20 protein-coding genes and 3 tRNA genes are annotated in these 26,949 nt (G+C 56.7%); 9 read left to right on the top strand and 14 right to left on the bottom strand.

What is annotated here, in order from left to right; all coding sequences use genetic code 11:
• The first annotated feature begins 34 nt into the window (after positions 1 to 34).
• The gene (gene csdA / locus PGR10_RS12560) at positions 35 to 1,240 is read left to right on the top strand and encodes a cysteine desulfurase CsdA (protein WP_430923562.1); all 1,206 of its coding nucleotides are present in this window, start codon (positions 35 to 37) and stop codon (positions 1,238 to 1,240) included.
• Positions 1,240 to 1,671, top strand: a complete 432-nt coding sequence (csdE, locus tag PGR10_RS12555; protein WP_395226583.1) for a cysteine desulfurase sulfur acceptor subunit CsdE — start codon at positions 1,240 to 1,242, stop codon at positions 1,669 to 1,671. Before csdA ends, csdE begins: the two co-directional genes overlap by 1 nt.
• 78 nt (positions 1,672 to 1,749) lie before the next feature.
• Here the strand turns inward: csdE and tcdA are convergent, their stop codons facing one another.
• A complete protein-coding gene (gene tcdA, locus PGR10_RS12550) occupies positions 1,750 to 2,559 on the bottom strand; it encodes a tRNA cyclic N6-threonylcarbamoyladenosine(37) synthase TcdA (protein ID WP_430923561.1) in 810 nt (269 codons plus the stop codon).
• 78 nt (positions 2,560 to 2,637) lie between these two features.
• On the bottom strand, positions 2,638 to 3,735 hold the full coding sequence (gene mltA, locus PGR10_RS12545) for a murein transglycosylase A (protein WP_045377497.1): 1,098 nt from the start codon (positions 3,733 to 3,735) through the stop codon (positions 2,638 to 2,640).
• A 212-nt stretch (positions 3,736 to 3,947) separates the two neighbouring features.
• Here mltA and PGR10_RS12540 point away from each other — a divergent pair.
• The 3 genes from PGR10_RS12540 to PGR10_RS12530 all read left to right on the top strand — a co-directional run bounded on the left by PGR10_RS12540 (position 3,948) and on the right by PGR10_RS12530 (position 4,268).
• Positions 3,948 to 4,024: transfer RNA gene (locus PGR10_RS12540), tRNA-Met, on the top strand.
• A 45-nt stretch (positions 4,025 to 4,069) separates the two neighbouring features.
• Positions 4,070 to 4,146: transfer RNA gene (locus PGR10_RS12535), tRNA-Met, on the top strand.
• 45 nt (positions 4,147 to 4,191) lie between these two features.
• Positions 4,192 to 4,268 (top strand) — tRNA-Met (locus PGR10_RS12530).
• Between the two features lie 86 nt (positions 4,269 to 4,354).
• On the opposite strand, the gene amiC is transcribed toward PGR10_RS12530, so the two are convergent.
• Entirely contained in the window at positions 4,355 to 5,608 is a 1,254-nt protein-coding gene (gene amiC, locus PGR10_RS12525; protein ID WP_015703319.1) for an N-acetylmuramoyl-L-alanine amidase AmiC, read from the bottom strand.
• Positions 5,609 to 5,834: 226 nt separating this feature from the next.
• Between amiC and argA the strand changes: the two genes are divergently transcribed.
• The 4 genes from argA (at position 5,835) to PGR10_RS12505 (ending at position 8,830) form a co-directional block, all read left to right on the top strand.
• A complete protein-coding gene (gene argA, locus PGR10_RS12520; protein WP_430923560.1) occupies positions 5,835 to 7,166 on the top strand; it encodes an amino-acid N-acetyltransferase in 1,332 nt (443 codons plus the stop codon).
• Between the two features lie 604 nt (positions 7,167 to 7,770).
• Positions 7,771 to 8,091, top strand: coding sequence for a hypothetical protein (locus tag PGR10_RS12515; RefSeq protein WP_430923559.1), 321 nt, complete (start codon positions 7,771 to 7,773; stop codon positions 8,089 to 8,091).
• 64 nt (positions 8,092 to 8,155) lie between these two features.
• Positions 8,156 to 8,452, top strand: a complete 297-nt coding sequence (locus PGR10_RS12510) for a hypothetical protein (RefSeq protein ID WP_213793490.1) — start codon at positions 8,156 to 8,158, stop codon at positions 8,450 to 8,452.
• 66 nt (positions 8,453 to 8,518) lie between these two features.
• Complete coding sequence (locus PGR10_RS12505) at positions 8,519 to 8,830, top strand: hypothetical protein (RefSeq protein WP_430923558.1); 312 nt, start codon at positions 8,519 to 8,521, stop codon at positions 8,828 to 8,830.
• Between the two features lie 34 nt (positions 8,831 to 8,864).
• On the opposite strand, the gene recD is transcribed toward PGR10_RS12505, so the two are convergent.
• From recD to ptsP, 11 genes are all read right to left on the bottom strand, one after another.
• The gene (recD, locus tag PGR10_RS12500) at positions 8,865 to 10,703 is read right to left on the bottom strand and encodes an exodeoxyribonuclease V subunit alpha (RefSeq protein ID WP_430923557.1); all 1,839 of its coding nucleotides are present in this window, start codon (positions 10,701 to 10,703) and stop codon (positions 8,865 to 8,867) included.
• Positions 10,700 to 14,245: an exodeoxyribonuclease V subunit beta gene (gene recB / locus PGR10_RS12495; protein ID WP_430923556.1), complete on the bottom strand. Its 3,546-nt coding sequence runs from the start codon at positions 14,243 to 14,245 to the stop codon at positions 10,700 to 10,702. Before recB ends, recD begins: the two co-directional genes overlap by 4 nt.
• Positions 14,242 to 17,127: a pitrilysin gene (gene ptrA / locus PGR10_RS12490; RefSeq protein WP_430923555.1), complete on the bottom strand. Its 2,886-nt coding sequence runs from the start codon at positions 17,125 to 17,127 to the stop codon at positions 14,242 to 14,244. The genes recB and ptrA overlap by 4 nt, the downstream gene beginning before the upstream one ends.
• A 164-nt stretch (positions 17,128 to 17,291) precedes the next feature.
• Positions 17,292 to 20,663, bottom strand: a complete 3,372-nt coding sequence (gene recC, locus PGR10_RS12485) for an exodeoxyribonuclease V subunit gamma (protein WP_430923554.1) — start codon at positions 20,661 to 20,663, stop codon at positions 17,292 to 17,294.
• Positions 20,664 to 20,675: 12 nt separating this feature from the next.
• The gene (locus PGR10_RS12480; protein ID WP_087858615.1) at positions 20,676 to 20,999 is read right to left on the bottom strand and encodes a prepilin-type N-terminal cleavage/methylation domain-containing protein; all 324 of its coding nucleotides are present in this window, start codon (positions 20,997 to 20,999) and stop codon (positions 20,676 to 20,678) included.
• Entirely contained in the window at positions 20,984 to 21,391 is a 408-nt protein-coding gene (locus PGR10_RS12475; protein ID WP_213316465.1) for a DUF2509 family protein, read from the bottom strand. Before PGR10_RS12475 ends, PGR10_RS12480 begins: the two co-directional genes overlap by 16 nt.
• Positions 21,388 to 21,951 carry a prepilin peptidase-dependent protein gene (locus PGR10_RS12470; protein ID WP_430923553.1) on the bottom strand — a complete coding sequence of 188 codons (564 nt, stop codon included), beginning with the start codon at positions 21,949 to 21,951 and terminating at the stop codon, positions 21,388 to 21,390. The genes PGR10_RS12475 and PGR10_RS12470 overlap by 4 nt, the downstream gene beginning before the upstream one ends.
• Complete coding sequence (locus PGR10_RS12465; protein ID WP_430923552.1) at positions 21,942 to 22,406, bottom strand: prepilin peptidase-dependent protein; 465 nt, start codon at positions 22,404 to 22,406, stop codon at positions 21,942 to 21,944. The genes PGR10_RS12470 and PGR10_RS12465 overlap by 10 nt, the downstream gene beginning before the upstream one ends.
• Positions 22,407 to 22,592: 186 nt before the next feature.
• Entirely contained in the window at positions 22,593 to 23,387 is a 795-nt protein-coding gene (gene thyA / locus PGR10_RS12460; RefSeq protein ID WP_045373795.1) for a thymidylate synthase, read from the bottom strand.
• A 6-nt stretch (positions 23,388 to 23,393) separates the two neighbouring features.
• On the bottom strand, positions 23,394 to 24,269 hold the full coding sequence (lgt, locus tag PGR10_RS12455) for a prolipoprotein diacylglyceryl transferase (protein WP_087858619.1): 876 nt from the start codon (positions 24,267 to 24,269) through the stop codon (positions 23,394 to 23,396).
• A gap of 424 nt (positions 24,270 to 24,693) precedes the next feature.
• On the bottom strand, positions 24,694 to 26,940 hold the full coding sequence (ptsP, locus tag PGR10_RS12450; protein WP_047078964.1) for a phosphoenolpyruvate--protein phosphotransferase: 2,247 nt from the start codon (positions 26,938 to 26,940) through the stop codon (positions 24,694 to 24,696).
• Between the last annotated feature and the right edge of the window lie 9 nt (positions 26,941 to 26,949).

Genomic DNA, 26,949 nt, shown 5'->3' with positions numbered 1-26,949 from the left:
GCGCGACGATCGTGATATCGATATGAGGAATTCCATGAACGCATTCAATCCCGCCCATTTCCGCGCCCAGTTTCCAGCCCTGGCGGATGCCGGCGTCTACCTGGATAGCGCGGCGACGGCGCTAAAACCGCTGGCCGTGATCGATGCCAGCGACCAGTTTTATCGCCTGAGCGCCGGCAACGTCCACCGCAGCCAGTTTGCCGCCGCCCAGCATCTTACCGAGCGCTACGAGGCGGCGCGCGAACGCGTCGCCAACTGGCTTAACGCGCCTTCCGGCAAAGATATCGTCTGGACCCGCGGCACCACCGAAGCCATCAATATGGTCGCGCAGAGTTACGTGCGCCCGCGCCTGCATCCTGGCGATGAGATAATCGTCAGCGAAGCCGAACACCACGCCAACCTGGTGCCGTGGCTGATGGTTGCCGAACAAACCGGCGCGCGGGTGGTCAAGCTGCCGTTGGGCGCCGATCGTCTGCCGAATGTCGCGCAACTCCCTTCGCTTATTTCTCCGCGCAGCCGGGTGCTGGCGATTGGCCAGATGTCTAACGTCACCGGCGGCTGCCCCGACCTGCAGCAGGCTATTGCTCTCGCCCATCAGGCGGGAATGATAGTGATGGTTGATGGCGCGCAGGGGGCGGTGCACTTCCCCGCCGACGTGCAGGCGCTGGATATCGATTTTTATGCCTTCTCCGCCCACAAGCTGTATGGCCCAACGGGTATTGGCGCGCTGTATGGCAAAAGCGACCTGCTGGCGGAGATGTCGCCGTGGCTCGGCGGCGGCAAAATGATTACTGAAGTCTCGTTCGATGGTTTTAAAACCCAGCCCGCCCCCTGGCGGCTTGAAGCCGGGACGCCCAACGTCGCCGGCGTTATCGGCCTCAGCGCCGCGCTGGAATGGCTGCAGGAGATCGATCTTGCACAGGCGGAAAACTGGAGCCGTAGCCTGGCGACGCTTGCGGAAGATGAACTGGCAAAACGGCCCGGCTTTCGTTCGTTCCGCTGCCAGGATTCGAGCCTGCTGGCCTTTGATTTCGAGGGCGTACATCATAGCGATATGGTTACGCTGCTGGCGGAGTCCGGCATTGCGCTACGCGCCGGGCAACATTGCGCGCAGCCGCTACTGGCGGCATTAGGCGTCAGCGGTACGCTGCGCGCCTCATTCGCGCCGTACAATACGCAAGATGATGTCTATGCGCTGGTACACGCTATCGACCGCGCGCTGGAAATACTGGTGGATTAATGATGACTTCCCAACCTTTAAGCGCCGCGCTCAGTGAAGCGATGCTGCGCCAGACCTTCGCCCCGCTGACCCAGTGGGAAGATAAGTACCGCCAGTTGATTTTAGTGGGTAAGAAACTGCCGCCATTAACGGATGACCAGCGGGCGCAGGCGAAAGAGATTGCGGGCTGCGAAAACCGCGTCTGGCTGGGGTATCAGGTTGATGCCGAGGGCAAGATGCGCTTCTTTGGCGATAGTGAAGGGCGTATCGTGCGCGGTCTGCTGGCGGTGCTGTTAGCCGCCTGCGACGGAAAAAGCGCCGCTGAGATTTTAGCGAAAGATCCGTTGGCGCTATTCGATGAGCTGGGTTTGCGCGGGCAGCTTAGCGCTTCACGCAGTCAGGGGCTGCAGGCGCTAAGCGACGCGGTGCTCGCCGCCGCCCGCGAGAACTAATTCAAACGCCGTCTCCCCGGCTTGCGCTACGCTGAGCCGGGCTACGGTTCTGCGCCCTCCGGGGAAACGCCTGCCGGGCTATTCCCCCTGACGCTGCGCTTTTGCCAACATCTTCTTCAACGCATGGGATACGGCGACAAAACCAAAGGTCGCCGTCACCATAGTCGCCGCGCCAAAACCGGAGGCGCAATCCATCCGCTTCGGCCCTTCCGCCGTGCTTTTCATTGCGCATACGCTGCCATCCGCCTGCGGATAAACCAACGCTTCGGTCGAGAAGACGCAATCGACGCCCAGCTTTCCTTTACTGTTCTTCACTACGCCGAACTGGCTTTTCAGACGCTCACGCAGTTTCGCCGCCAGCGGATCCTGAATTGTTTTCGCCAAATCGGCGACCTGGATCTGCGTCGGATCAATTTGCCCGCCGGCTCCGCCGGTCGTGACCAATGGGACTTTATAACGCCGGCACCAGGCGATCAGCGCCGCTTTTGGCCTGACGCTATCGATAGCATCGATAACATAGCTAAAGCCCGTTCCCAGGTATTCCGCTACGTTCTCCGGCGTGATGAAATCATCGATAACCGTAACCCGGCACTCCGGGTTAATGAGACGTATACGCGCGGCCATCACTTCCGCTTTCGCCAGCCCAACGTTGCCGCCAAGGGCGTGGATTTGGCGATTGGTATTGGTGACGCAGACATCATCCATATCAATCAGCGTAATCGCGCCAATCCCGGTTCGCGCCAGCGCTTCCGCCGCCCATGAACCGACGCCGCCGATCCCGACCACGCAAACATGTGCCTCGGCAAAACACTGCAGCGCCTTTTCGCCATATAAACGCGCCGTGCCGCCAAACCGCTGGCGCCAGGCATCGCTGATTACTACAGACATAAAACCTCAGAATAAAGTGGAGACCCCGGACCGGCGCGTTGCGCGGATCCGGGTTAGAAACATACGGACGTTTAAACGTTAACCGCTAAAGACGCTACCGGCGCCTGGCGCGTTTTTCAGTACCCACACGCGGCCATAGTGGTTATACCAACCGGCGCGATGACCCGCATCCGGGCCGATGCCCTGGTAGATATCGAAGTGCTGGCCTTTAATCGCCCCGCCGACATCCAGCGCCACCATCAGGCGTAGCTCGTATTGACCATTAAACTTACCGTTATTATCCAGCAGAGGCACCTCGGCCAGCAAGGTGGTTCCCGGAGGAATAATCGAACGGTCAGAGGCGACCGACGCGCGGCCAATCAACGGTACCGCGCTCGCTCCTTTCACCGGCGCGTAGGACTGCGGTTTAAAGAAGACGAAAGAGGGGTTCTGTTCCAGCAGCTCGCGGACTTCCGCTTCGCTATGCTTTTCGCCCCATTCACGGATCGCCTGCATCGACATATCTTCCCGCTTCACTTCGCCGCGGTCGATAAGCACTTTACCGATGCTACGGTAAGGCCAGCCGTTTTTCCCGGCGTAGCTGAAGAAGTTAAGCGGCGAACCGTCGCCAAAGTCGATATAGCCGCTGCCCTGAACGTCCATGATGAAGTTATCCATCAGCGAGTTGCTGTAGGCCAGCACGTAGTTATCGCTGAGCGCTCCGGCATAAATGCTGGCGCGGGAAGGCAGTTTGCCGTTTTTCGGCGGCATACGGTAAATAGGATACTGGAACTCGCCCTGGCGAGTGTGGCGGGCCTGCACGACCGGGGTGTAGTAGCCGGTAAACTGCACGTTGCCGTAGTTATCGGCCCCCTGCATCTGCCAGGCATCAATACCAAACTGGCGTAACGTGCGGGTATCGCCGCCGGAACGCAGCCACTCCTGAATCGCGTTATAAACGCTGCTCTGGCTATTATAGAGACGCGGAGAGGCGCTACGAATCTGACCAACCTGCTGAGAGAAGTCACCGGCGTTAATCGGCGCGCCGACCGCATCAGGTTGGTTTACCAATGAAAACGGCTGGGTAAACTTGCCATCACTATATTGCTGACCGCGATCGGTCGGTTTCGAGGAACAGGCGGCGAGCATCGCCAGCATTGCCCCCGTCGCTACATATTTTGCCCAACGTCCTTTCATGGTATCTCTTCTTTATTGCTGCTAAGCCTTAGTGCGTGATGAAGATAACAAACCCATGCGGCTAATGAAATGCGCGAAAGCGCGCCGCAGCCCAAATTGTGTAAAAATCCGCCCATCACTGTCTATTTCGCCGCCACTCCTTACAAAATTGACGATTTCTACGAAAAAAGGTTGCATCAGAACGCTAGCGGAGTATAGTGCGCTTCCACGGACGCGGGGTGGAGCAGCCTGGTAGCTCGTCGGGCTCATAACCCGAAGGTCGTCGGTTCAAATCCGGCCCCCGCAACCAATTAAAATCTGAAGTAAATCTACTCGATGGAAGAGTAGACGCGGACGCGGGGTGGAGCAGCCTGGTAGCTCGTCGGGCTCATAACCCGAAGGTCGTCGGTTCAAATCCGGCCCCCGCAACCAATTACAATCAGAAGCAAATTTACTCGATGGAAGAGTAAAGACGGACGCGGGGTGGAGCAGCCTGGTAGCTCGTCGGGCTCATAACCCGAAGGTCGTCGGTTCAAATCCGGCCCCCGCAACCAACACATTGAACACCCTAAAGGGTGTTTTTTTGTTTCTGCCATCCGTAAATACCGCTACAAAAAAAGCGCCCGAAGGCGCTATTTTTTTATCCGCGTCTGGCCAACGTCGCCCCATCGGCAAAGTAGGCTTTGATCCCCGCCAGAATCGACTCCGCCACTTCCTGCTGGAATTTCGCGGTCTTCAGTTTACGCTCTTCTTCGACGTTACTGATAAAGGCCGTTTCGACCAGAATTGAAGGAATATCCGGCGCTTTCAGTACCGCAAAGCCCGCCTGCTCCACCTGATTTTTATGCAGCTTGTTGATATTGCCCATTTTTTGCAGCACCGCCTTACCAAATTTCAGGCTGTCGGCGATGGTCAATGACTGCACCATATCGAACATGGTGTGATCGACGTAACGATCGCCGCTCTTGCTAACGCCGCCGATTAAGTCTGAGGCGTTCTGCGTTTGCGCGAGGTATTTTGCGGCGGTACTGGTCGCGCCCTTGGTCGAGAGCGCGAACACCGAAGAGCCGCTCGGCTGACGGCTGGTAAAGGCGTCGGCGTGAATCGAAACGAACAGGTCGGCACGCTGCTTCTGCGCCTTGGCGACGCGCACCTTCAATGGAATAAACACGTCTTCGTTACGGGTCATAAAGACCTTCATATTGCCTTCACGCTCAATGAGCGCGCGCAATCGACGGGCAATCTGCAGCACCACGTCTTTCTCACGAGTACGGTATTTACCAATCGCGCCGGAGTCTTCACCACCGTGGCCGGGATCGAGCATGATAACGATAGGACGATCGCGCCCGGCTTTCCCCGGCTGCGGCCCGCTCTCTGCCGGCGGTACCTGACGTTCCAGATCGCCTTTGTTGTAATCTTCCAGTAACGCCAGTAGCGGATCCTGCACATCGGTGGCCGTAGAGGGATAAAGGTCCATCACCAGACGCTCTTTAAAACCGGCGACCGGCGCCAGCGCAAACAGCTGCGGTTTGACGTTTTGTTTCAGTTCAAACACCATCCGCACGGTTTGCGGGTCGAACTGGCCCACGCGCGCGGATTTGATATACGGGTCGTCGTCGCGGATCTGCCCGCCCATCCCTTTCAGGACCGAATTCAGGTTAACGCCTTCAATATCAACCACCACTCGCTCAGGATTGCTTAACGCAAACTGCCGATATTTCAGTACATGATTGGATTCCACCGTGACGCGGGTGTAGGTCGACGACGGCCAGATACGCACCGCGACAACCTGCGCGGCGGCGGCCAAACCGACCGGACTTACACTCATTAACCACATGGCGCCCGCCCCTTGTAAAAAACGACGGCGGCTTAATCCCGACTTGTATCCCGACATGCCACTCCCAAGCAAAAAAACGCGTTTGAAGCCAAAATGAACAGATTGACCAGAAACTTTAACTAAAGCCGCATAACCTGTCATCTATAAAAGGGTAAACAAACTTTGACACCCAAGGTTTTGTCACAATGTTTTCGCAAATTAGTGACAAATTAGGGGTTGCGCCACGAAGCAAAACAGAATAAAAATACACTTATTACGAATAATCATGCATTGAGGGTTTGTCATGGTGAAGGAGCGTCGCACTGAACTGGTCGAGGGATTCCGCCATTCTGTTCCCTATATAAACGCGCACCGGGGAAAAACGTTTGTCATCATGCTGGGCGGAGAAGCCATCGAGCACGATAACTTTTCCAGCATAGTCAATGACATTGGCTTATTGCACAGCCTCGGTATTCGCCTGGTGGTGGTCTATGGCGCGCGTCCGCAAATTGACGCTAATCTCGCGGAACATCACCACGAGCCGGTTTATCACAAGCAGACCCGCGTCACCGACGCCAAAACCCTTGAGCTGGTGAAGCAGGCCGCCGGTATGCTGCAGTTAGAAATTACCGCCCGCCTGTCGATGAGCCTCGGCAATACGCCCCTGCAGGGGGCGCATATCAACGTGGTGAGCGGCAATTTCATTATCGCTCAACCCCTTGGCGTCGATGATGGTGTGGATTACTGCCACAGCGGCCGTATTCGCCGCATCGATGAAGAAGCCATTCATCGCCAACTGGACAGCGGCGCAATCGTGCTCATGGGCCCGGTCGCGGTATCCGTCACCGGCGAGAGCTTCAACCTCACTTCTGAAGAGATTGCCACCCAGCTGGCGATAAAGCTGAAAGCTGAAAAGATGATCGGCTTCTGCTCGTCGCAGGGGGTCTACGACCAACATGGCGAGATCGTTTCCGAGCTGTTCCCTAACGAGGCGCAGGCGCGGGTAGAGGAGCTGGAAGCGGAAGAAGACTATAATTCCGGTACCGTACGCTTCCTGCGCGGGGCGGTGAAAGCCTGCCGCAGCGGCGTGCGCCGCTGCCATTTAATTAGCTATCAGGAAGATGGCGCGCTACTGCAGGAGTTGTTCTCACGTGACGGCATCGGTACGCAGATCGTCATGGAAAGCGCCGAGCAGATCCGCCGGGCAACCATTAACGATATCGGCGGCATCCTCGATCTTATCAGCCCGCTGGAGCAGCAAGGCATTCTGGTGCGTCGCTCGCGCGAACAGTTGGAGATGGAGATAGATAAATTCACCATTATTCAGCGCGACAACACCACAATCGCCTGCGCCGCGCTCTATCCGTTCCCGGAAGAGAAAATCGGCGAAATGGCCTGCGTAGCGGTGCACCCGGATTACCGTAGTTCGTCACGCGGCGAGGTACTGCTGAGCCGTATCGCCGCCCAGGCGAAGCAGATGGGGCTCAGCAAGCTATTCGTGTTGACCACCCGCAGTATTCACTGGTTCCAGGAACGCGGCTTTACCCCGGTGGATATTGATTTGCTACCGGAGAGTAAAAAACAGATGTACAACTATCAGCGTCGTTCGAAGGTGTTGATGGCTGACCTCGGCTGACGGATACTCCCCCGGATAGCGGCTTGCGCCTTATCCGGGCTACCTGACTGCAAATAGGCATATCCCACGCCTTCAGAACAGTAATTTTGTTCTATCACCGCCACATCAGTGACACATTTCCAGCATCCGGGCTTTATTCCTGGTTTAATATCGATGTATATCTTTATCACTGCATCAACGCTATGATCCCTTCTAACGAATGAAATCCCAGAACATTATTGATAAACATGATGGATAATGCCTAAATCTGATAATTGGATTACTAGTCGATCGCGGAAGGTTGTTTCCACCATTGCTATATATCCATGGTTAATAATATTGATAGTACATATTAATCAGAGTCTCACCCCCGACAATTTTACGGAAGATGGATTACATCTACTGGCTCTTATCACTTTATTATCGATTATTAACCTTACACTTTCGCTTATCACTATCGGATGCATGAGCGTTTTTACATTGCTAAAACCGAGAAGGCTAAAAATCTATTTCTGCGCAATGAACACCATGTTACTTCTTTGGCTATATCTTTATACTTAACAGCAAATTACGATGTATTTTCGGTAAGAATAGTTCAAAAGCGCCATCAAGGACAGGTATAATTATGGAAAAGAAACCTAATTGGCTAATCAGACATATAAAGAAAATAACTTTCACAGTATCAATTTACCCGTGGGTTATTATTATTGCATTAATTTTGGATTGCTATCAGCATCCCATAAGCGGTTATGCGGCGATAGGTGAAGTTATGGCCATATTCTTTTTAAGCATAATTCTATCTGTTCTTAATTTAATTATATCATCAATCATTATCATCTCTGCCAAGAAATCAAAACCTCCGCTCGCCAAAGGCTCGCCTGCTTATTTTCTCGCCATGAATTCGATTTCAGCATCATGGATAATTCTTATGCTTTTATGGCAATAATAATCATAATGAGTATAGCATTAACTCTTTAAAGTATAATAATACATAAGGATATATACTTGTTATGGAAAAGAAAGGCAATTGGCTGGTCAGAAACATAGGATGCATTTCAACATTTATTGCATTGTATCCCTGGTTTTGCTTACTGCTGGTGCACTTAACGAATAATGGCGTTGCAGCATTTCTCGGCTATTTGATGGTTAGCTTTTTATTAGCTATAGCCAACTTAATCATTTCAACAATCATCATTATTATTGTAAAAAATTCCAAGCCACCACTAAGAAATGGTGCAACATTATATTTTTTATGCATGAATTCAATATCTGTGGCGTGGATGATATTAATGTCACTAATTTACTAAACAAATCAGACCAGAACGACTTCTTTAATTATATTAACAAGCCACTCCAAAAGATAAAGGTTAACAATGAAAAAGAAAACCAACGTAATTACCAGAAACATAAAAAAAATCACCGCCGTGATTTCTATTTACCCTTGGATATTATTACTTTTAGCAATGATGAACAGTGGACCGGCCTATGCAGCCCTTGCCGCTGCCGCTGCCGCTATGGTTATTCTTTTATTTATCGTTTTATCCATCGTTAATCTTATTATTTCAGTGGTAATTATTGTTATTGCTGATATATCAACACCAAGTACTCCCAAAAGCTACGTAGCCTATTTCTTTGCCATGAACTCAGTCTCTTTACTCTGGCTATTACTTTTATTTGCTTACTAATCAGAGGTGAAGAGCGTATTCACGCCCTTCCCCCCTACCCGTGTCCGGCGAAAATCTCCGCCAGGCCGCTGCGCCGTTCAGTCCGCGTCACGATGGCTTGCGCCAGTACCTGCTCGTCGGCGTAAAGCGACAGGCGCCGTTTGGCACGGGTTATCGCGGTATAAACCAGCTCGCGGGTTACCAGCGGTACGCTACGAGAAGGTAAGATCAGCGCCGCATGATCGAACTCCGAGCCTTGCGACTTATGCACCGTCATTGCCCATGCGGTATCATGTTCCGGCAAGCGGCTTGGCTGCACCGATTTAATACTGCCATCCGGCATCGGGAACCACACGCGAAGTTCGCCGTCCCTTTCCAGCGCAATACCGATATCGCCGTTAAACAGCCCCAGCGCGCTATCGTTGCGGGAAATCATCACCGGACGGCCATCGTACCAGCGTGAATGGCGCGGTAGCGTAATCGCCCGCTTACGGTGGAGCATCAGCTCCAGCTGTTCATTCACGCCGCTTACTCCATAAGGCCCTTCACGCAGCGCGCACAGCAGCTGAAATTCGCCAAAGGCGGCAATCATCTGTTCCGGCGCGGCCTGCTCGCGGCGAAGCTGCAGATAACGGCCGTAGCCCTCCTGCGCCGCCATCAGCATCGCTTCATACTCCTCGGTGGTACTGAGCGGCTGCAGAACGATATCCTCAAACGGCTGGCGTAACGTCGCTTTCACGTCCGCACGCGCACCGGCGTTGACCGCCCGCGCCAGGCTGCCGATACCGGAATGGCTGCCAAAGCGGTAGCTTTTTTGCAGCAGACACAGACTATCACGCAGCGCTCCGGCCATCTGCCCCTCGCCCGCCGGCACCGTTGCGCCAGTCAGCCGCGACAGCTCTTGCGCTCGCGCCGCGGTATAACCGGAGGTCGCCCAGGCACAGATATCGCCAAGCACCGCCCCGGCTTCCACGGAGGCAAGCTGATCGCGATCGCCGAGAAAGATCACCCGCCCGTGTTCCGGCAAAGCATCAATCAGGCGCGACATCATCGGTAAGTCGATCATAGACGCTTCGTCGACCACCAGCACATCCAGATGCAGCGGATTACCGGCGTGGTAGCGCATGCGCTGGCTACCGGGCTGCGCGCCCAACAGGCGATGCAGCGTACTGGCATCGGCGGGAACCAGCGCTTTTTGCTCCTCGCTAAGCGGAAGTTTTCTTAACGCCGCCCCAAGGGATTCCGTCAGACGCGCTGCGGCTTTGCCGGTCGGCGCCGCCAGCCGAATTCGACAACGCGGCGTGTCGTTGATCTGAATCAGCGCCGCCAGCAGCTTCGCGACGGTAGTGGTTTTTCCCGTACCCGGGCCGCCGGAGATCACCGAAATGCGCCGGGTCAGCGCCACCGCCGCGGCGACTTTTTGCCAGTCGATATCGTCGGTTACCGGAAAGAGTTCATTCAGGGTTGCCGTTAGCCGCTCTTCATCGACCTCAAGCACCCGGTTCGTCTCATTAAAGAAGCGGGCGACGGTGAGTTCATTACGCCACATGCGGTTCAGGTACAGCCTGTCGCCGCATAAAATCATCGGCGTCGGTTCGTCGCCGCGGCTCACCGCTGACGAAGAAAGCAACAATTGAGGCCAGTCCTGCGGCTCTCCGGCCATCGCCAGCAGCTGGTCACGGATCTCGCCGGCCTTGCCGCTTAGCGCTTCTTCAGCGTTGAGGCGCGACAGCGGCAGACAGACATGACCTTCTCCGGCATCCCGGCTCAGCAGCGCGGCGGCCAGCTTCACTGCCGGAGGGGCATCCTGCGCCACCATCAGCGCAAACTGAACGTCCAACGGTCGCAGCAGGCGCTGCTCGGCGGCGGCCAGCAGCAGTTCATCCATAGTCATGAGTCCACCTCCAGGGTAACGCCGGCAAATAGCGCGTCGAGACCGTCAATCAGCGGCTGCGCCGGACGGGTGGTGAAGATCCCCTGCCCGCCTTCCTGCCCATCCATGCCGCGTAAAAAAAGATAAATGACGCCGCCAAAGTGCCGCTCGTAGTGATAATCGGCAATACGGTGACGCAGATAACGATGTAGCGCCAGGCTATACAGCTGGTACTGCAGATCATAGCGATGCAGGCGCATCGCCTGGATCATCGCCTGCTGGGTGTAGGCTTCGCGGTCTTCGCCCAGCCAGTTCGATTTGTAATCCAGCAGGTAATAGCGGCCATCGTGACGAAATACCAGATCGATAAACCCTTTCAGCATCCCGCGGACCTGGCGGAAATCGAGCGCCGGGGTATCAGCCGACAACGGATCATAGCGGCGGATCAGCGCGTCCAACCGCAGCGGATCCAGCGGTTGTTCAATCGGTAGATAGAAGGCCATTTCCACCTGTTTATCCCGCGCGCCCAGCTGATTCAGAGCGATTTCCGCCCCCGGCAGGCGTGTTCGCAGCACGCCGTCCAGCCATTCGCTCAACACCGGCGCCCACTCTTCGCCAAAACCGTGCAACTGTAGTTTTTGCGCCATCCAGTCAACCGGTACCGGCTGGCTGAAATCAAGATCTTCAAACAGGCTATGCAGGAAAGTCCCCGGCGACGCGCCGCGCGGGAACTGATGAGGCGTGAGTTGCGGCTCTTCCGCCACCTCGCCCACGCCCGCGGCGTCGATATCGAGCCGCGGCAGCAGGTCCTGACCGGCGCTGGAACCATGCAGCTGCAGGCCGGAATAACTGGTCACCCGCCAGTCGTCCATAACCTGACGTTCAAGCGTCCGCGCCGAAAGCGGCGGTAGCGCGTTTTCCGGCGCCTGCCACGGCGTCTGATCCATGGTATCGGGAAGACATAACGCAATATCATCGTTGCACAATGCCTGTAGCCGCGCGGTCAATCCCGCCGCGTCCATCGGCTCGCCGTCCTGCAGCAGGCGGCCGAGGGCGCTATGATGAAAATCGCTGTTGCCAGGTTTGTCGCTACGACGGGTACTTAACGGCGCGATCCCGAGACTGCAGTGCCACACCGCGCGGGTCAGGGCGACGTACAACAGGCGTAAATCCTCCGCCAGGCGCTCGGCTTCCGCCAGCTCAAGGCTATTCTCCCCCTCTCCGAGGTCGAGTACCGCAGCAAAGGAATCGCGGTCGTGATAGAACGCCTGCTCCTGTTTGCGAAAGCGCGCAATAAAGGGCAGCCAGACCAGCGAATATTCCAGTCCTTTTGATTTGTGGATGGTGACGATTTGCACCAGGTGCTTATCGCTCTCCAGACGCATCTGCTGGCTGGAAGCATTGCTGTCCGGTTCGGCGATATGTTGCGTCAGCCAGCGCACCAGCGCGTGCTCGCTCTCCAGCTGATTCGCCGCCTCTTGTAACAATTCGCTGATATGCAAAATATCGGTCAAACGGCGTTCGCCGCCGTGGGTCGCCAGCAGGTTTTCGGCAATATGACGCGCCCCCATCAGCGCGCGCAGCATCGGCATTACGCCGCGCTGGCGCCAGATATGACGGTATTCACTGAACTCCTCTACCAGCGCATCCCAGGCACGTTCATCCTGATTGAGGTTTTCGATATCCTGCGCATTAAGGCCAAACATCGACGTCGCCAGCGCGCTGCGTAGCGTGTTTTCACGCTCTGGCGCCAGTACCGCCTGTAGAACCCACAGTAATTCCTGCGCTTCCGGGGTTTCAAAAACGCTGTCGCGGTTTGAGAGATAGACCGACGGGATCGACAAAAGCTGCAGCGCATCGCGAATGAGCGCCGCTTCGAGACGGTTACGCACCAGCACGGTGATATCGGAGGCGCGCACCGGCTCGGCTTTTTCGCCGCGCCACAGCAGCGCGCGCCCCTGCTGGCCGGCGCTGAGCCAGTCGCGGATCTGCGTCGCGCACAATTGCGCCATAAAAGACTGATAATCGCCAGAACCGACGGCTTCGCCAGGCATTAACCACATGTTCATCGCCGGGATCGGCTTCCCATCAATGGTAAAGCGCAACGTCTGATTTTTAGCGGCAGGCTTCACCGGCAAGAATGGGATCTCGCGGAACATGAATGGATTATCACTCAGGCCGAACAGGCGATTAACGCTCTGTACCATGCCCGGCGCCGAACGCCAGTTGGTATCCAGCGTATAGTGGGCAGCGACATCGCCGCGCGCTTTCATATAGGTAAAAATATCGGCGCCGCGGAAAGCGTAAATCGCCTGTTTCGGGTCGCCAATCAGCAGCAGGGCCGTATCCGGCTGACGGCGCCAGATGCGGCGGAAGATGCGATACTGCTGCGGGTCGGTATCCTGGAACTCATCGATCATCGCCACCGGGAAACGCTGACGAATAGCGCTGGCCAGCGCTTCGCCGCTGTCGCCGCGCAGCGCGTCGTCCAGGCGGCTGAGCATGTCGTCAAAGCCCAGTTCGCCTCGACGCCGCTTTTCGCGGGCGACCGCTTCGCGGATCTCCACCATCGCCCTGGCGATAACCAGATCGTTTAAGGTAAGCGGTGAGGCGAGCAGCGCTTCTACCGCGCTGAATAAGGGATGCAACGGTGGTTCGCCACCGTCTTTGGTGCGCTCAATGAGGAACGGTTGCGAGAATTTTTCCAGCGCATCAGGCAACTGATAACTCAGCGTTTCTTCCTGTGCCCAGGCGCTTACCTTTTCGATCCACTTGCCCTGGTTGCCGCGGTTGAACTTGCGGCGATCGAGCCCTGAGCTTTCCAGCACGTTTTCAATTTCACCCACCTGTTCTCGCCACTGCTGCTTCAGCGCATTGATACGTTCAAGGATTTGCTGATGGCGGCTTGCCAGCGTCTCTTCCGCGGGCGGCGGCGATTTTAGCTGCGGCGCTTCGCCCTGCAGCCAGCGGTCGATCGCCTTAAGCAGGTCACGCGGCCCTTTCCACTGTTCATGGATCACCGCGGCGATATCGCGCGGCAGCGGATAGCAGTGGCGACGCCAGAAGTCGGCGCAGGCCTGATAACGCAGGCGGGACTCGTCTTCGATCAGTTGCTGTTCAAACAACATGCCGGACTCGAAGGCGTTGAGGCTCAGCATTCGCTGACAGAAACCATGGATGGTAAAGACTGCCGCCTCGTCCATCTGGCGTTCCGCCAGCATCAGCGTTTGCGCCGCCTGGTTTTTATCGGCGATTTCCGCGAGCAAAGAGGCATAGAGCGGATCGCTGGCGCTTTCGCGCAGGCAGGCAATCCGTAGCTCGTGGATATTACTGCGAATACGTCCACGCAGCTCTTCCGTCGCCGCTTCGGTAAAGGTAACTACCAGCAGCTCTTCCACGCTGACCGGCCGGGGGAAAGCGGATTCTCCCCCCAGCCCCAGCAGCAGCCGTAGATATAGCGCGGCGATGGTAAAGGTTTTTCCGGTGCCCGCAGAGGCTTCTATCAGCCGCTCGCCCGTCAGGGGCAAGCGGAGTGGGTCAAGAGACTCAGCGGTTTCGGTCATTCATTCTCTCGCATCAGGGGTAAGGATTTCTGCAATGCGCTGACGCTTTCCCATACTTTACCGCCTTCAGGGGCGGCGTATTCCGTCTTGCCGTTCTGGCTGCCGGAAACCTGGGATAACAGTGCCATGCCTTGCGGATCCACCACCGTCTGATGGAAGAAATCGGCAAGTTTTTGCGGCGTCAGCAGTTTAATCTGAGCCACTACTTTATCACGTGAATCGAAGCGCATATTACCGCGATCGAAATCTTTGCTCAGCTTTGATGCTTCTTCGCTCAACGTTTGCGGCGCCTGCAGCATCTGGCTAATCGCCGCCTGCTGGATCTGAGCAAACTCTTCCGGTTTCATCGCCCGCAGTTTGGCTTCCGCCGTCGGGAAGAAGGCCTGGAAGCGCTGCCAGAGGAAAGCCGGCTGTTTATCGCTACTCTGTAACAGGAAGCCCATCCCCCACTGGCGGCCAACATTCATTGAGAAGGCGAAGACCGCATAGCCGAGTTGTTCTTCAGTACGTAACTGGTTATAGAACCAGGGCTGAATAATCTGCCCTAACAGCGAACTGGCGGCCATGCTGCTGTATTCATCGACGTTTGGCGGCGCGAAAACCGCCGCCAGCGCGGAGTCGGTGCTGCTGCCTGCTTTCTCAAACATCGCCAGCTGTTTGCTGTCGATCAGTACGTCTTTGTTGCGACACCACTCGTTGCCATCGGCGCCAAGCTGTTTTTGGATCTGGCGGGCCAGATCGGTGGACTGTCGGGCGCTCATGTTACCGATGACCAGCAGCTCCGGCCGCCCTCTTGCTTTCAGGTTATCGCGGTAGTTGATCACCTCTTTCAAGGTAATTGACGGCAGTAAATCGCGACGTGTTTTACGCTCGAAATAGGGTACCTGCGACAGCATCTGAATCGGCATGATCGCCTGGTCATAGGCTTTACCTTTGTCCGCCGAATCCATCATCTGGGCATACCAGGACTTCGCCTGCTCAAGCTGCTCTTCGGTCGGCGTATAGCTAAAGTAGCCGTCCAGCAGCGCGGTAAAGAGCTGCGGCAGGCGCTGGGTATAGCCATTGGCATTAACCATCAGACCGTTGTTGGCGCCGGTCGAGAAGCTTATCCCGCCTACCGCGGCCTGATTGCTAAGCTGGTCGAGAGCAATTCCGGCCAGGTAATCATTCAACGCGAACATCACCTGTCGGCGCGCGCTGTCCATCGCCTGCGGATTACGTAGCACCAGCGAGACGTCGGCCTTCGGTTCACTGGCAAAGTACTGGCTTGGCGCGTACACCACGCGCAGCGTCGGCTCATCGACGATAAGCTCCGGATGCGGGTACGCCTTATCGCTCTTAATCAGCGTGAAATCATCCGGAATATACGGGTTCAGCGTCGGCAGCTGCAGCTTGATGGCCGCAGATTTTTGCTGCCAGTCGGTGAAGGTCTGGGGGCTAATTTTATCAACCTGGTAAGGCGCGTTGACGAAATAAGCGGTTTTATTGTGCGGCTCATTCGGGCTGATGTACCAGATACGCGCATTTTGCGGCGTCATCATCGCCAAACGATCTTTAATCGCCTGGGCATCATAGCGGTCGGCGATATTAACCACGTCCAGTACGTGCTCTACCGGCACGCGAATCATGGTATCGGCCAGCCACTCCACATAATCCATATCGCGGCTAATCGACGGATAGCGGAAATCGAGCTCCAGCACGTGGGCTAATTCATCAAAGTAGCGCTTATCAATCCCCTGAGTACGCAGCAAATTCAGGTAGCTGAAGATAGCGGCGGTAACTTCATCGCGGTGCGCCAGGCCTTTATCGGTGAGGGTAGCGGAGATGGCCAGCACGCCGCTATTGCCGTTGACGGCCGGATCGGAATCCGCGCGAATCCCTTCCGCCAGCCCCTGCTTCTGCAGCCAGTCGGATAAGGTGCCAGGGCTGCGGTTGCCGATCATATAGGTCACCAGCTCATCGGTCTTGCTGCGAAACTGAGCGCTGTTGTTATCGATGCGGAATTCAACGCGCAGCACCTTACGCGGCATCGCCGGCACGTAGTGAATCACAATACCCTTCTGCGCATCGGTCACGACCGGTACGGTAATTTCCGGCTTACTGATGTCGTGATTTGGCACCCGTCCGTAGGTCGCGGCGGCAATGCTTGCCAACTCAGGCAGTGGCTTATTACTGTAGATGACCGCCTTCATCAGGTTTGCCGAGTACCAGCGGTCGCGGAAAGCGTGCAGCGCATCAAGCACCGGGCTACCAGGCTTGTCGCTCAGCGTATCGAGGTTACCGCCGGAGAATTGTGAAGCCGGGTGCGCAGGGTTGATGGTTTCGGCGCTCACCTGCGCCATGCGCATCCCGTCCCGGGTGCGCGCCATGGTCAATTCGGCGTTGACCGCGTTACGTTCGCGTTCGGCATATTTTTTATCCAGCAGCGGCGCGGCAATGGCATCGGCCAGCCGATCGACAGCGCCGTTGAGAGCATCGTTTTCCACTTCAAGGTAGAACGCGGTGCGATACGGCGCGGTGCTGGCATTATGGCTGCCGCCGTGCATTTTGAGGAATTCAGCAAGGCTGTCAGGCTGCGGATACTTCTGCGAGCCCATTAAGGTCATATGCTCGAGATAGTGCGCCAGCCCTTGATGATCGGCCGGATCCTGTAATGAGCCTACCGGCACCACCAGCGCCGACAGCGATTTTACCGCCTGCGGATCGGATACCAGCAGCACGACCATGCCGTTTTGCAGGCGAATGGCCTGATATTGACGGGGATCTTTTTCGCTTTTGCGGATGGTTTCCTGAATCGGTTGCCATCCGGTGTCTGCCTGACTTAACGGCGCCCAGAGGGCGACCACTACAACAAGAACTTTGAACCATAAACTGCGGGGCATTCACGGACCTCATCATTAACAAACTTCGCGCTGCATAGCGTCAGCGTGGATACCCATCATCAGGCAAAACGCCATCTTCAAGGTATTTACAACATCAGTCCGTGATTCGTTGCGCATAATAAATGAACAACCTTCTTTTGCGCAATTTTTATACTATTACAATTTTATTCGGACTGATGGAAACGAAATATCGGCAACAGATAACGCTGAGCCTGCGCGATAATCTCTTCATAGTACGCAGGCTCAAGAGTGCGCCACAGGCGTTGGTACCAGATATCGGCACCTTCGCCGCTCACCACCATATTACCTTCGTAGGCCTGAAGGAACTTACTGCGCGCTTTTTGTTGCGTTTCGTCATCCATTAACATGACATCCTTTTCCGCGTCGTAACAGGCTTTTAGCCACGCGCCGCCGCTTTCCGGCAACAGCAGTAGCGGTTTTGACATCCCCTGCAGGTAGCCTTCTACCAGCTCATTCAGGTACGCCTGCGCCTGCTCCGCCGCCAGTGGCGGGAAACGCCACTCGCCTTCTTTGCGCACGAACAACCGACTTTCGCCGAGACCGCCGCTAGCACAATAGACAAGATGTTCCAGCCAAAGTTGCACGCCCTGAGAGACGCTCAGCAGCGACGGTCGCCAGCGCAATAGCCCATCCGGCTGTACCTGCTGTAGCCAGCCAGTGAGATTGATACCGTTGCACTGTATGTCGATCTCCATACTTTGCGCGGGTTGACGACTGGCGATAACCCGCTCAGCCAGGTTCTGCATTTCCTGACGCTGCGCCTCCCATGCCAGTTCGCCAAACGCGCCAAAAGGCAGCTCACCCGCCGCACGAAAACGACGATACATCGCTGACGCATCCTGTTGTTCAATCAGCGTATTCAGCAACTGTTGGTTCAACTGGTAACGGCTTAGCCCTTCAAGCACGAAAGGCTCATCTTCGGGGATCTCGCTCTCTTCAGAGCGGAAATTCACCCGCAGACGCTGCTGGAAGAAAGCGCGCACCGGATGCTGCCAAAAGCGTAACAGCTGTTCGAACGGCAGCGTGTCGATATCGAGCGGCGCAAGCGGCTGGATAAATTCACTATGCGCCTCTCCCTGCTGGCTGGCGGCGGCCAGCCACTCTTTTGCATAGCTCTGATCTTCATCCGGCAGATAATTGGCGGCATCGAATGGCATACGCGTATGCAGATGGGTAATGTGCTCCTTAACGCGGCGTTCGCTGGCATCGCAGTCCAGCGCTTCATCGCCTTCAAGGCAGTGGCTCTGACCGATATAGTCAGCCAGTTCCTGTACCAGCACCGAAGGATAGCGCTCGCTGTTATCCTGAATTGAGCGGCCGATATAGCTGATGTATAGCTTCTGTTCGGCCGACATCAGCGCTTCCAGGAACAGGTAGCGGTCGTCGTCGCGACGGCTACGGTCGCCGCGCTGCGGTTTTTGGCTCATTAAATCGAAGCCCAGCGGCGCGAGTGTACGCGGGTAGACGCCATCGTTCATCCCCAGCAGGCAGACGACCTTGAAAGGGATAGAGCGCATCGGCATCAGGGTGCAGATATTCACCGGCCCGGCCAGGAAACGCTGGCTGATCCGCTGCTGATCGAGGCGCTGCGCCAGCTCATCGCGCAGCAGCGATAGCGGCACGGCAGCCCCGTACTGCGCATCCAGACCGCCATCGATGATGGCTTGCCATTGCTGTTCAATCAGCGCCAGCGCCGCTTCGGTGTCGCTATCCGGCAGGAAGAAATCCGTGAGTAGATCGCGGCACACCGGCAGCCACTCTGCCAGCGGGCGATCCTGCGCCAGACCGCGGCGCCACAGATTAAGCTGCATCAGTAACGACGCGAGATTCCCTACCAGTTCGGCAATCAGCCCGCTGGATTCATCATAGGGCAGCACCGACTGCCACTCGCCCTGGCTGCTGTCCATCGCATACCCCAGCAGCATACGCGTTAACCCAAAACGCCAGGTGTGCTGGCCGGTCGCCGGAAGATCCATTTCGCGCACGTTGTCGTCATCCATGCCCCAGCGTACGCCGGATTCATTGACCCACTGGCGCAGGTAGCGCAACCCCTCTTCATTAATATTGAAGCGCGCCGCCAGTACCGGCACATCCAGCAGCGCCAGCACATCTTCGCTGGCGAAGCGGCTGTCCGGCAGAGAAAGCAACGTGATAAACGCCTGTAACGCCGGGTGCGATTCCCGCGCCCGTCGGTCGGAAATCGCCCACGGCAGCCAGCGTTCGCCGCGCGCCGCGCCGAAAACCGCCTGAATATAGGGACTGTAGCTGTCGATATCGGCGACCATAACGATAATATCGCGCGGCGTCAGCGCCGGGTCTTCTTCCAGCATCGCCAACAGTCGGTCATGCAGCACTTCCACTTCACGTTGCGGGCTATGGCAGACGTGGATAGCCAGGCTGCGGTCGTCATTCGCCAGCGGACGCTTACTCTTACTGCTGGCGAACTCTTGCGCGGTGCGTCCCGCCACCGCGGCGTTGCGCAGTTCCAGAATATCGGCCTGGAGATTATGTAGCAGGTTATCGGGGGCGATATCGACAAAGGCGTCCAGCTCTTCATAGCGCTCCAGCCCTGCCAGCAGAAAGATATAATCGCGCCCGAGCTTGCCCCACGAGGCCAGCAGCGGATTGCCGACATCCTGCTCGCCATCATCATTAAACAATCCCGGCGCCTGTTCAGTGTCGCGGAACAGCGGCAGCTCGCGCGCCTCGCGGTGGTGGCGGCGCTGGCGCGACATCAGTTTGGCAAGAAACGCTGGATCTTTAATATCGCCCCAGTAGTAGCGACAGGGGTTGGTGAAGAGTACATAGACATCGACATGCTTACCCAGCGCCTGCAGGGCCTGCAAATACACCGGCGGCAGCGCCGAGATGCCGCAGATAAAGACCCGCGACGGCAGCCCGGCTGGCGGCTGGTCAGCATTTTCCAACGCGCTGATAAAGCGCTGGTACAGATTGGCGCGGTGCCACAGCGGTTGCCCAAGCTCTGCGGTGTATTCGACTAACGCTTTCCACAGCGGCGCCTGCCACTGCTGAGCGTCGCCCAGCCCGTCCACCCGTTCATCGGCCTCCCAGCGCATCAGCCACTCCGGGCGATAAACCAGATACTGGTCATACAGGTCGGCCACCCGCGCGGCAAGCTGGAACAGCTTACGTTTGTCGCTATCATCGCTCAGATAGTGGCGCAGTAATGTGAAGGCTTCATCGTCGAGATACTGCGGTAGCAGGGTCATCAGCTTCCAGCTCATGCTCTGTTTACTGAAGGCGCTCTCGCCGGGAATATCGTCTAGCACGCGAACGAACATATCCCAGATAAAGCTGGCCGGCAGCGGAAACTCGATATTCGCCGCAATACCGAAGCGCTTTGCCAGCGTCATCTGCAACCATTGCGCCATACCGGTACTTTGCACCAGCACCATTTCCGGCATGAAAGGGTCATCCAGCCGCTGGCGCTCGACGATAAACTCCATCAACGCTTCAAGCACATCCAGACGGTTTGAGTGGTACACCCTTAACATATTCGCTCCTGACTACTGATTTACCGGACAATGTAGCCGGTTCATCTGCACCCGCTTAGCGGCGGGCATGGTGATCGTTACCGTGATGCTGACACAACTTTGCCTGGATGTCTGCAAGCGGCTTATTTGCCCTTTCGCGGGCTGTGCCGGGGGAATGAGCTGGCTAAAGCGCCACGCTTCCCGCCACTGCTGGCGATAGGCGTTCAATTGAGCGGCGCCGCCGGCTAGCCCCCGATGATAACCGCCAAGCGCCGCGATGGTCATGATTAACAGCGCCATCGCTAATAATGTCTCCGCCAGGCTAAAACCGCGCTGGCGCGCTACGGCATCAGGCATAACGCACTCTCCTTTAACGGGCAAAAATCGCTCCATCCATGCGCTAAATAGCGCAGCTCGCCCTGTTCAACCCACGCTGACTGCCACAGCTGTACTGTACCGCTGCCGGCGATAAGCAGCGCGCGGCCATCATTAAAAAGCCGCAGGCATGCGCGCCAGCGTTGACTGTTTTCCAGTTGACACACCACAGCGCTTTGCAGCGGCCAGTTCACTCCTTTGCCCCACTGCAGCGCCGACTGCGCGGCGGCCGTATCGCGAATCGCCTGGGTTTCGGCGCTCACCTGCGCCAGCAGCGATCGCTGCTGCTGGTTCATTCCCTGCAGCAGCAGGCTGCCCAACGCCAGTAATAGCAGTACCATCAGTAGCGATGAAACTCCGCGCTGGCGTTTCACAGGTTGAACCCCGTTACCCGATATTGCGCCTCGGTGGAAATACGCGAGTCCGATTGCGCCTGCCCCCCCAGGGTAACGATAAGTTCAGGAGAGAACCCGCTTATCGCCTGCCGCTCAACGTGAAAACTCGTTACCGTTATGGCTGCGGGATTGGTCATTTTCTCCCAATTTTTACCGCCGCAGTCAGTGACGCCGCGCCGCGTTTCCAGCGCCCCATCGCGCAGGCGAAAACCGGTAGAATCGGCATCGGCCTCCGGCGCCAGCTCCCAAATGCCGTTGCCGTTACCATCCCAGCGAACAATAACGCACTGCCCGCCGTCGGCAATCACCAGCGCCTGACCATTACAGTGACCCGCGCAATATCCGGCGCGCTGCAAATGTTTGGCTAACGTATAGACCCGCTGCCATAGCTCATTTTCCAGCGCCTGCTGCTGCGTTTGGCGAAGAATCTGGCGCTGTAGCGCCGGAAGGAAACGAGCGGCTCCGAGCAGTAATACCGAGCCAATCGCCATAGCAATCAGCGTTTCAATGAGCGAAAAACCGCGCGCCGCTACTGGCATAATTCCTCCCCTTCCCGACACAGGCGTATGCGTCCCCAGTTAGAGACAACAATCCGCCACGCTTCGCCATCGCCTTGCAACAGGATATGTCCGGCCCAGGCGCTGTTGCGCAGGCCGTAAAAACCAATGCCCGCCGTCAAATGTTGCAGCGTAATTCCCGGCCATAGCGGCTGTAGGGTAAAAGGCGTTTTCGCGTGACAGTCAGCCTCCATCCCGCTTGCGCTCAGACACCAGCCGGCGGGCGATTGTCCGATGCTAATGACGCGGTCGCGGTTGTGCCAGTTGGCGTCATCGCGCAGCAGCACGAGATAATCGCGCACCTGGCAGGCGACCTGCCACAAGCGCTGTTGCTGTTGCCAGCGCTGCCAGCCGTACATACCGCTAGCGCTGAGGATGACCACCAGCATCATGGTGACCAGCATTTCAATTAGGGTGTAGCCATGCTGTCTGTTCATGGCGTCGAGTATGCGTTGCTCTGATTATCCATTCGAATGGTAAATCTACGGTTCGCGTCGCGGCTCGGGAAAAAATTCGCCAGTTGCAGGATATTGAGCGGCGTCAGAAATCAGGCTCGCAAAATTCTGCAAAGGGCATAAAAAAACCGGCGCTGCTGGCGCCGGTTTGTCATCACTACAGAGACGTTAAATCGCCACAGGCGCTTTAATTCCCGGATGCGGGTCATAACCTTCAATTTCGAAGTCTTCAAAACGGTAGTCGAAAATCGACGCCGGTTTGCGCTTAATGACCAGCTTCGGCAGCGGACGCGGTTCGCGGCTCAGCTGCAGGTTAGTCTGCTCCAGGTGATTGCTGTAGAGATGAGTGTCACCACCGGTCCAGACAAAATCGCCCACTTCCAGATCGCACTGCTGCGCCACCATATGCACCAGCAGCGCATAGCTGGCGATGTTGAACGGCAGGCCGAGGAACACGTCGCAGGAGCGCTGATACAGCTGGCAGGAGAGTTTGCCGTCGGCGACGTAGAACTGGAAGAACGCGTGGCACGGCGCCAGCGCCATTTTATCCAGCTCACCGACGTTCCATGCCGACACGATGATACGGCGGGAGTCCGGGTCATTTTTCAACTGTTCCATGACCGTGCCGATCTGGTCGATATGGCGGCCGTCCGGCGCGGGCCAGGAACGCCACTGTTTGCCGTAAACCGGCCCCAAATCGCCATTCTCATCCGCCCACTCGTCCCAGATGGTGACGTTATTTTCGTGCAGATAGGCAATGTTGGTGTCGCCCTGCAGGAACCACAGCAGTTCATGGATGATGGAGCGTAAATGACAGCGCTTGGTGGTCACCAGCGGGAAGCCTTCCTGCAGGTTAAAACGCATCTGATGGCCGAAGATAGAGATGGTGCCAGTGCCGGTGCGGTCATTTTTTGGCGTGCCCTCAGCGAGCACTTTCTGCATCAAATCAAGATACTGTTTCATGGTTCCTCAAGAGTTTTGTTGCTGCGGACGGTGACGATAAGCCCAAACCATCATAATGATACCCGCAAGCACCATCGGGATCGAAAGAATCTGCCCCATACTGATGTACTGCACCCAGCCGCCGGTAAACTGTGCGTCCGGCTGACGGAAGAATTCCACGATAATGCGGAACAGGCCGTAGCCAATCAGGAACAGGCCGGAAACGGAACCGGTCGGGCGCGGTTTACGGATAAACAGGTTCAGGATCAAGAACAGCACCACGCCTTCCAGCGCCAGCTCATAAAGCTGCGAGGCGTGACGCGGCAGCGCGCCGTAGGTATCGAATAATGATTGCCATTCCGGATGCGACGGCAGCAGCGCCAGATCCTCAGCGCGCGAGCCCGGGAAAATCATCGCATAATGGAAGCTCGGGTCAACGCGGCCCCACAGCTCACCGTTGATAAAGTTGCCCAGACGCCCGGCGCCGAGGCCAAACGGGATCAGCGGCGCGATAAAATCGGAGACCTGGAAGAAGGTACGCTTGGTGCGTTTGGCGAAGATAATCATCACCAGAATCACGCCGATCAGGCCGCCGTGGAACGACATGCCGCCATCCCAGACGCGGAACAGATATAGCGGGTCGCTAAGGAAGACCGGCAGGTTGTAGAACATCACATAGCCGATACGGCCGCCGAGGAATACGCCGAGGAAGCCCGCGTAGAGCAGGTTTTCCACTTCATTTTTCGTCCAGCCGCTGCCCGGACGATTGGCCCGACGGGTGGCCAGCCACATCGCAAAGACGAAACCAACCAGGTACATTAAGCCGTACCAGTGGAGAGAGACCGGTCCAATGGAAAATATTACCGGATCGAACTCCGGAAAATGCAGGTAGCCACTATTCATCTGTCACCATAAAGACTTGTTATTCCGCCGAAAGTGGACAGCGGTGATGATCCGTGCCCGCTTAAAACGGGCACTCCGAAGGAGGCGAATGATAGCATAAGCATGTAGTGCGATCCGCGCTGAACGTGTAAAAGATATGTATAAGGATGCTAACAGCGTGCGGTTGTTCCCCGGGCTCGCTACGCGGTGCCGTTTTTTTGTCGGGTGGCGGCTAACGCCTTACCCGACCTACGGCCGTGCGGCCTGCCTTTAATTTATTCACCATGATGGCTGACACTATTGGTGATGGCGATCTCAAAATGCCCCGGTGGCGATGCCGCCTACCAGGGGTACAGCGCGATGCGATTTGGTAGCCCGGAGAAGGCGCAACGCGCCGCGTCCGGGAAAACCCTTAAAAAGTTGCAAACCGATAACAGTATCTACGTTACCGTCCGCCGCGGATCAGGCCGCCGAGACCGCGGCGCTCCATAAATGCCGCCACCTGGTGGCGCACTTCCGTGGTCATCTGCGCTTCCAGACTGCGCCGTGACAGCTCCTGCGCTTCTTCGATATCGATACGGCGCAGCAGATATTTCACGCGCGCGACCGAACGGCCGTTCATCGACAAATGGCGATAGCCGAGGCCCACCAGGATGGTGACGCACATCGGGTCGCCGGCCATTTCGCCGCACAAGCGCAGATCGATACCAAAACGCTCGGCGTCATGGGCAATCATCGCCAGCGCCCGCAATACCGCAGGGTGCAGGCAGTCGTACATATTGGCGACGCGGGTATTATTGCGGTCGACCGCGAGGATGTATTGCGTCAGGTCATTGGTGCCGACGGAGATAAAGTCGATGCGGTTTGCCAACTGCGGCAGCATAAAGACCATTGACGGCACTTCCAGCATCACCCCAAGGCGCGGGCGCGGAATCGCGTAACCAATCATCTCTTCGACTTCGCGACTGGCGCGCTCGATCAGGCGGCGGGCTTCGTCAACCTCTTCGAGGCTGGTGACCATCGGCAGCAGGATGCTGAGATTGCCGGTGGCGGCATTAGCGCGCAGCATGGCGCGCACCTGGATCAAGAAGATCTCTGGCTGATCGAGCGTAATACGGATCCCGCGCCAGCCAAGGCACGGGTTCTCTTCGCTAATCGGCATATACGGCAGTTGTTTATCGGCGCCGATATCCAGCGTTCGCAGGGTCACGGGCTTGCTGTTAAACATCTGCAGCATGCCCTGATACTGGGCGACCTGCTCCTCTTCGGAGGGGAAGCCGCTTTGTAACATAAACGGAATTTCGGTGCGGTAAAGCCCGATACCATCGATAAAGCTGCCGAGTTTCTCTTCATGCTCCGGGCTCAGGCCGGCGTTGAGCATCACTTTTACCCGTTCGCCGCTTTTCAGCTCGGAAGCGCGTTCAAGATCGTCTTCCGCCAGCCGGCTCAGCTCGTTCTCTTCGCTGATTAACCGCTGATACTCTTGTAGCAGCACCGGTTCGGGATCGACCAACAGATCGCCGCGATAGCCATCAACGATCAACGTATGGCCATGCAGCAGTGACGGCTGAATGTCGGCGCCCATTACCGTCGGGATGCCCAACGCACGCACCATGATAGCCGCGTGGGAGTTGGCCGCGCCGTCGCGCACCACCACCCCGACTAAGCGGTCCTGCGGCACTTCCGCAAGCGTGGTTGCCGACAGTTCATCGGCCACCAGAATAATGCGCTCAGGCCAGGTATTCGGCCCCTGGGTGGTGTCGTCGAGATGAAACAACAGCCGCTGCCCGAGAGTACGCAAATCCCCCGCCCGCTCTTTAAGGTAGCCATCACTGAGCGCGGCAAACTGCTCGGCAAATTTCTCAATGACTTTTTTCACTGCCCATTCAGCGACGGAGCCTTTGTCGACTTCATCGAATAGCTCACGGCGCAGGCGCGCATCGGATAACAGGTGCGAATAGAGGTCAAAAATAGCCGCCGTCTCTTTTTGCGCTCCGGCGGCGTAGCGCTTGCTGTAGCGACGAAACTCATTCGCCGCCTCTTCCAGCGCGCCGGTGAGACGTTCGCGCTCGGAAGCGGTATCCAGCGTCGAGGCCTCGTAGACCTGCTCCATCAACGGCAGGCTGGCATCCATCCAGCCTTCGGCAATCGCCACCCCGGATGATGCCGGCAGCGCGCGGATGCGGGTCTGGCGATACTGCCCAAACAGCGCATTTAACTGCGATTGGGAGAGAATAGCGGCCATCTGGGTGGCGAGGGTGACAAGGAAGGACTCTTCGCTTTCATCGAACTGGCGCAGTTCGCGCTGCTGAACCACCAGCACGCCCAGCAGCTGACGCCGCTGGATAATCGGCACGCCAAGGAAGGCGCGGAAGCGTTCCTCCTTAACGGCTGGAATATACTTAAAGCTGGGATGTTTTTGCGCATCGGCCAGGTTGATAGGCTCGGCCAGACGCCCCACCAGCCCCACGAGACCTTCATCAAATGCGAGTGCGACTGTGCGCCCGCGAGGTTTTTTCAGCCCGCGCGTGGCCATCAGGTAATAGCAGCGTCGATCGTTGTCAGCCAGGTAAACCGAACAAACTTCCGTTTCCATCGCTTTACAGACATCCGTAACCAGGATATCCAGCGCCTCGTTTAAACGCGGCGCGCTGGCGACCTTCTCGACTATTTCTCGCAACCGAGTGAGCATAATGTGCGT

It is taken from the genome of Klebsiella sp. 141198, assembly GCF_050600785.1.
Classification (GTDB): domain Bacteria; phylum Pseudomonadota; class Gammaproteobacteria; order Enterobacterales; family Enterobacteriaceae; genus Klebsiella; species Klebsiella aerogenes.
This window is presented reverse-complemented; position numbering and strand designations above follow the sequence as displayed.

Bases quoted from the DNA above. Each gene is read 5' to 3' on its own strand.
- argA (WP_430923560.1), top strand. From the start codon at position 5,835: ATGGTGAAGGAGCGTCGCACTGAACTGGTCGAGGGATTCCGCCATTCT.
- csdE (WP_395226583.1), top strand. From the start codon at position 1,240: ATGATGACTTCCCAACCTTTAAGCGCCGCGCTCAGTGAAGCGATGCTG.
- ptsP (WP_047078964.1), bottom strand. From the start codon at position 26,940: ATGCTCACTCGGTTGCGAGAAATAGTCGAGAAGGTCGCCAGCGCGCCG.
- PGR10_RS12515 (WP_430923559.1), top strand. From the start codon at position 7,771: ATGGAAAAGAAACCTAATTGGCTAATCAGACATATAAAGAAAATAACT.
- PGR10_RS12470 (WP_430923553.1), bottom strand. From the start codon at position 21,951: ATGCCAGTAGCGGCGCGCGGTTTTTCGCTCATTGAAACGCTGATTGCT.
- PGR10_RS12510 (WP_213793490.1), top strand. From the start codon at position 8,156: ATGGAAAAGAAAGGCAATTGGCTGGTCAGAAACATAGGATGCATTTCA.
- ptrA (WP_430923555.1), bottom strand. From the start codon at position 17,127: ATGCCCCGCAGTTTATGGTTCAAAGTTCTTGTTGTAGTGGTCGCCCTC.
- mltA (WP_045377497.1), bottom strand. From the start codon at position 3,735: ATGAAAGGACGTTGGGCAAAATATGTAGCGACGGGGGCAATGCTGGCG.
- thyA (WP_045373795.1), bottom strand. From the start codon at position 23,387: ATGAAACAGTATCTTGATTTGATGCAGAAAGTGCTCGCTGAGGGCACG.
- recB (WP_430923556.1), bottom strand. From the start codon at position 14,245: ATGACCGAAACCGCTGAGTCTCTTGACCCACTCCGCTTGCCCCTGACG.
- tcdA (WP_430923561.1), bottom strand. From the start codon at position 2,559: ATGTCTGTAGTAATCAGCGATGCCTGGCGCCAGCGGTTTGGCGGCACG.
- recC (WP_430923554.1), bottom strand. From the start codon at position 20,663: ATGTTAAGGGTGTACCACTCAAACCGTCTGGATGTGCTTGAAGCGTTG.
- amiC (WP_015703319.1), bottom strand. From the start codon at position 5,608: ATGTCGGGATACAAGTCGGGATTAAGCCGCCGTCGTTTTTTACAAGGG.
- PGR10_RS12505 (WP_430923558.1), top strand. From the start codon at position 8,519: ATGAAAAAGAAAACCAACGTAATTACCAGAAACATAAAAAAAATCACC.
- recD (WP_430923557.1), bottom strand. From the start codon at position 10,703: ATGACTATGGATGAACTGCTGCTGGCCGCCGCCGAGCAGCGCCTGCTG.
- csdA (WP_430923562.1), top strand. From the start codon at position 35: ATGAACGCATTCAATCCCGCCCATTTCCGCGCCCAGTTTCCAGCCCTG.
- PGR10_RS12465 (WP_430923552.1), bottom strand. From the start codon at position 22,406: ATGAACAGACAGCATGGCTACACCCTAATTGAAATGCTGGTCACCATG.
- lgt (WP_087858619.1), bottom strand. From the start codon at position 24,269: ATGAATAGTGGCTACCTGCATTTTCCGGAGTTCGATCCGGTAATATTT.
- PGR10_RS12480 (WP_087858615.1), bottom strand. From the start codon at position 20,999: ATGCCTGATGCCGTAGCGCGCCAGCGCGGTTTTAGCCTGGCGGAGACA.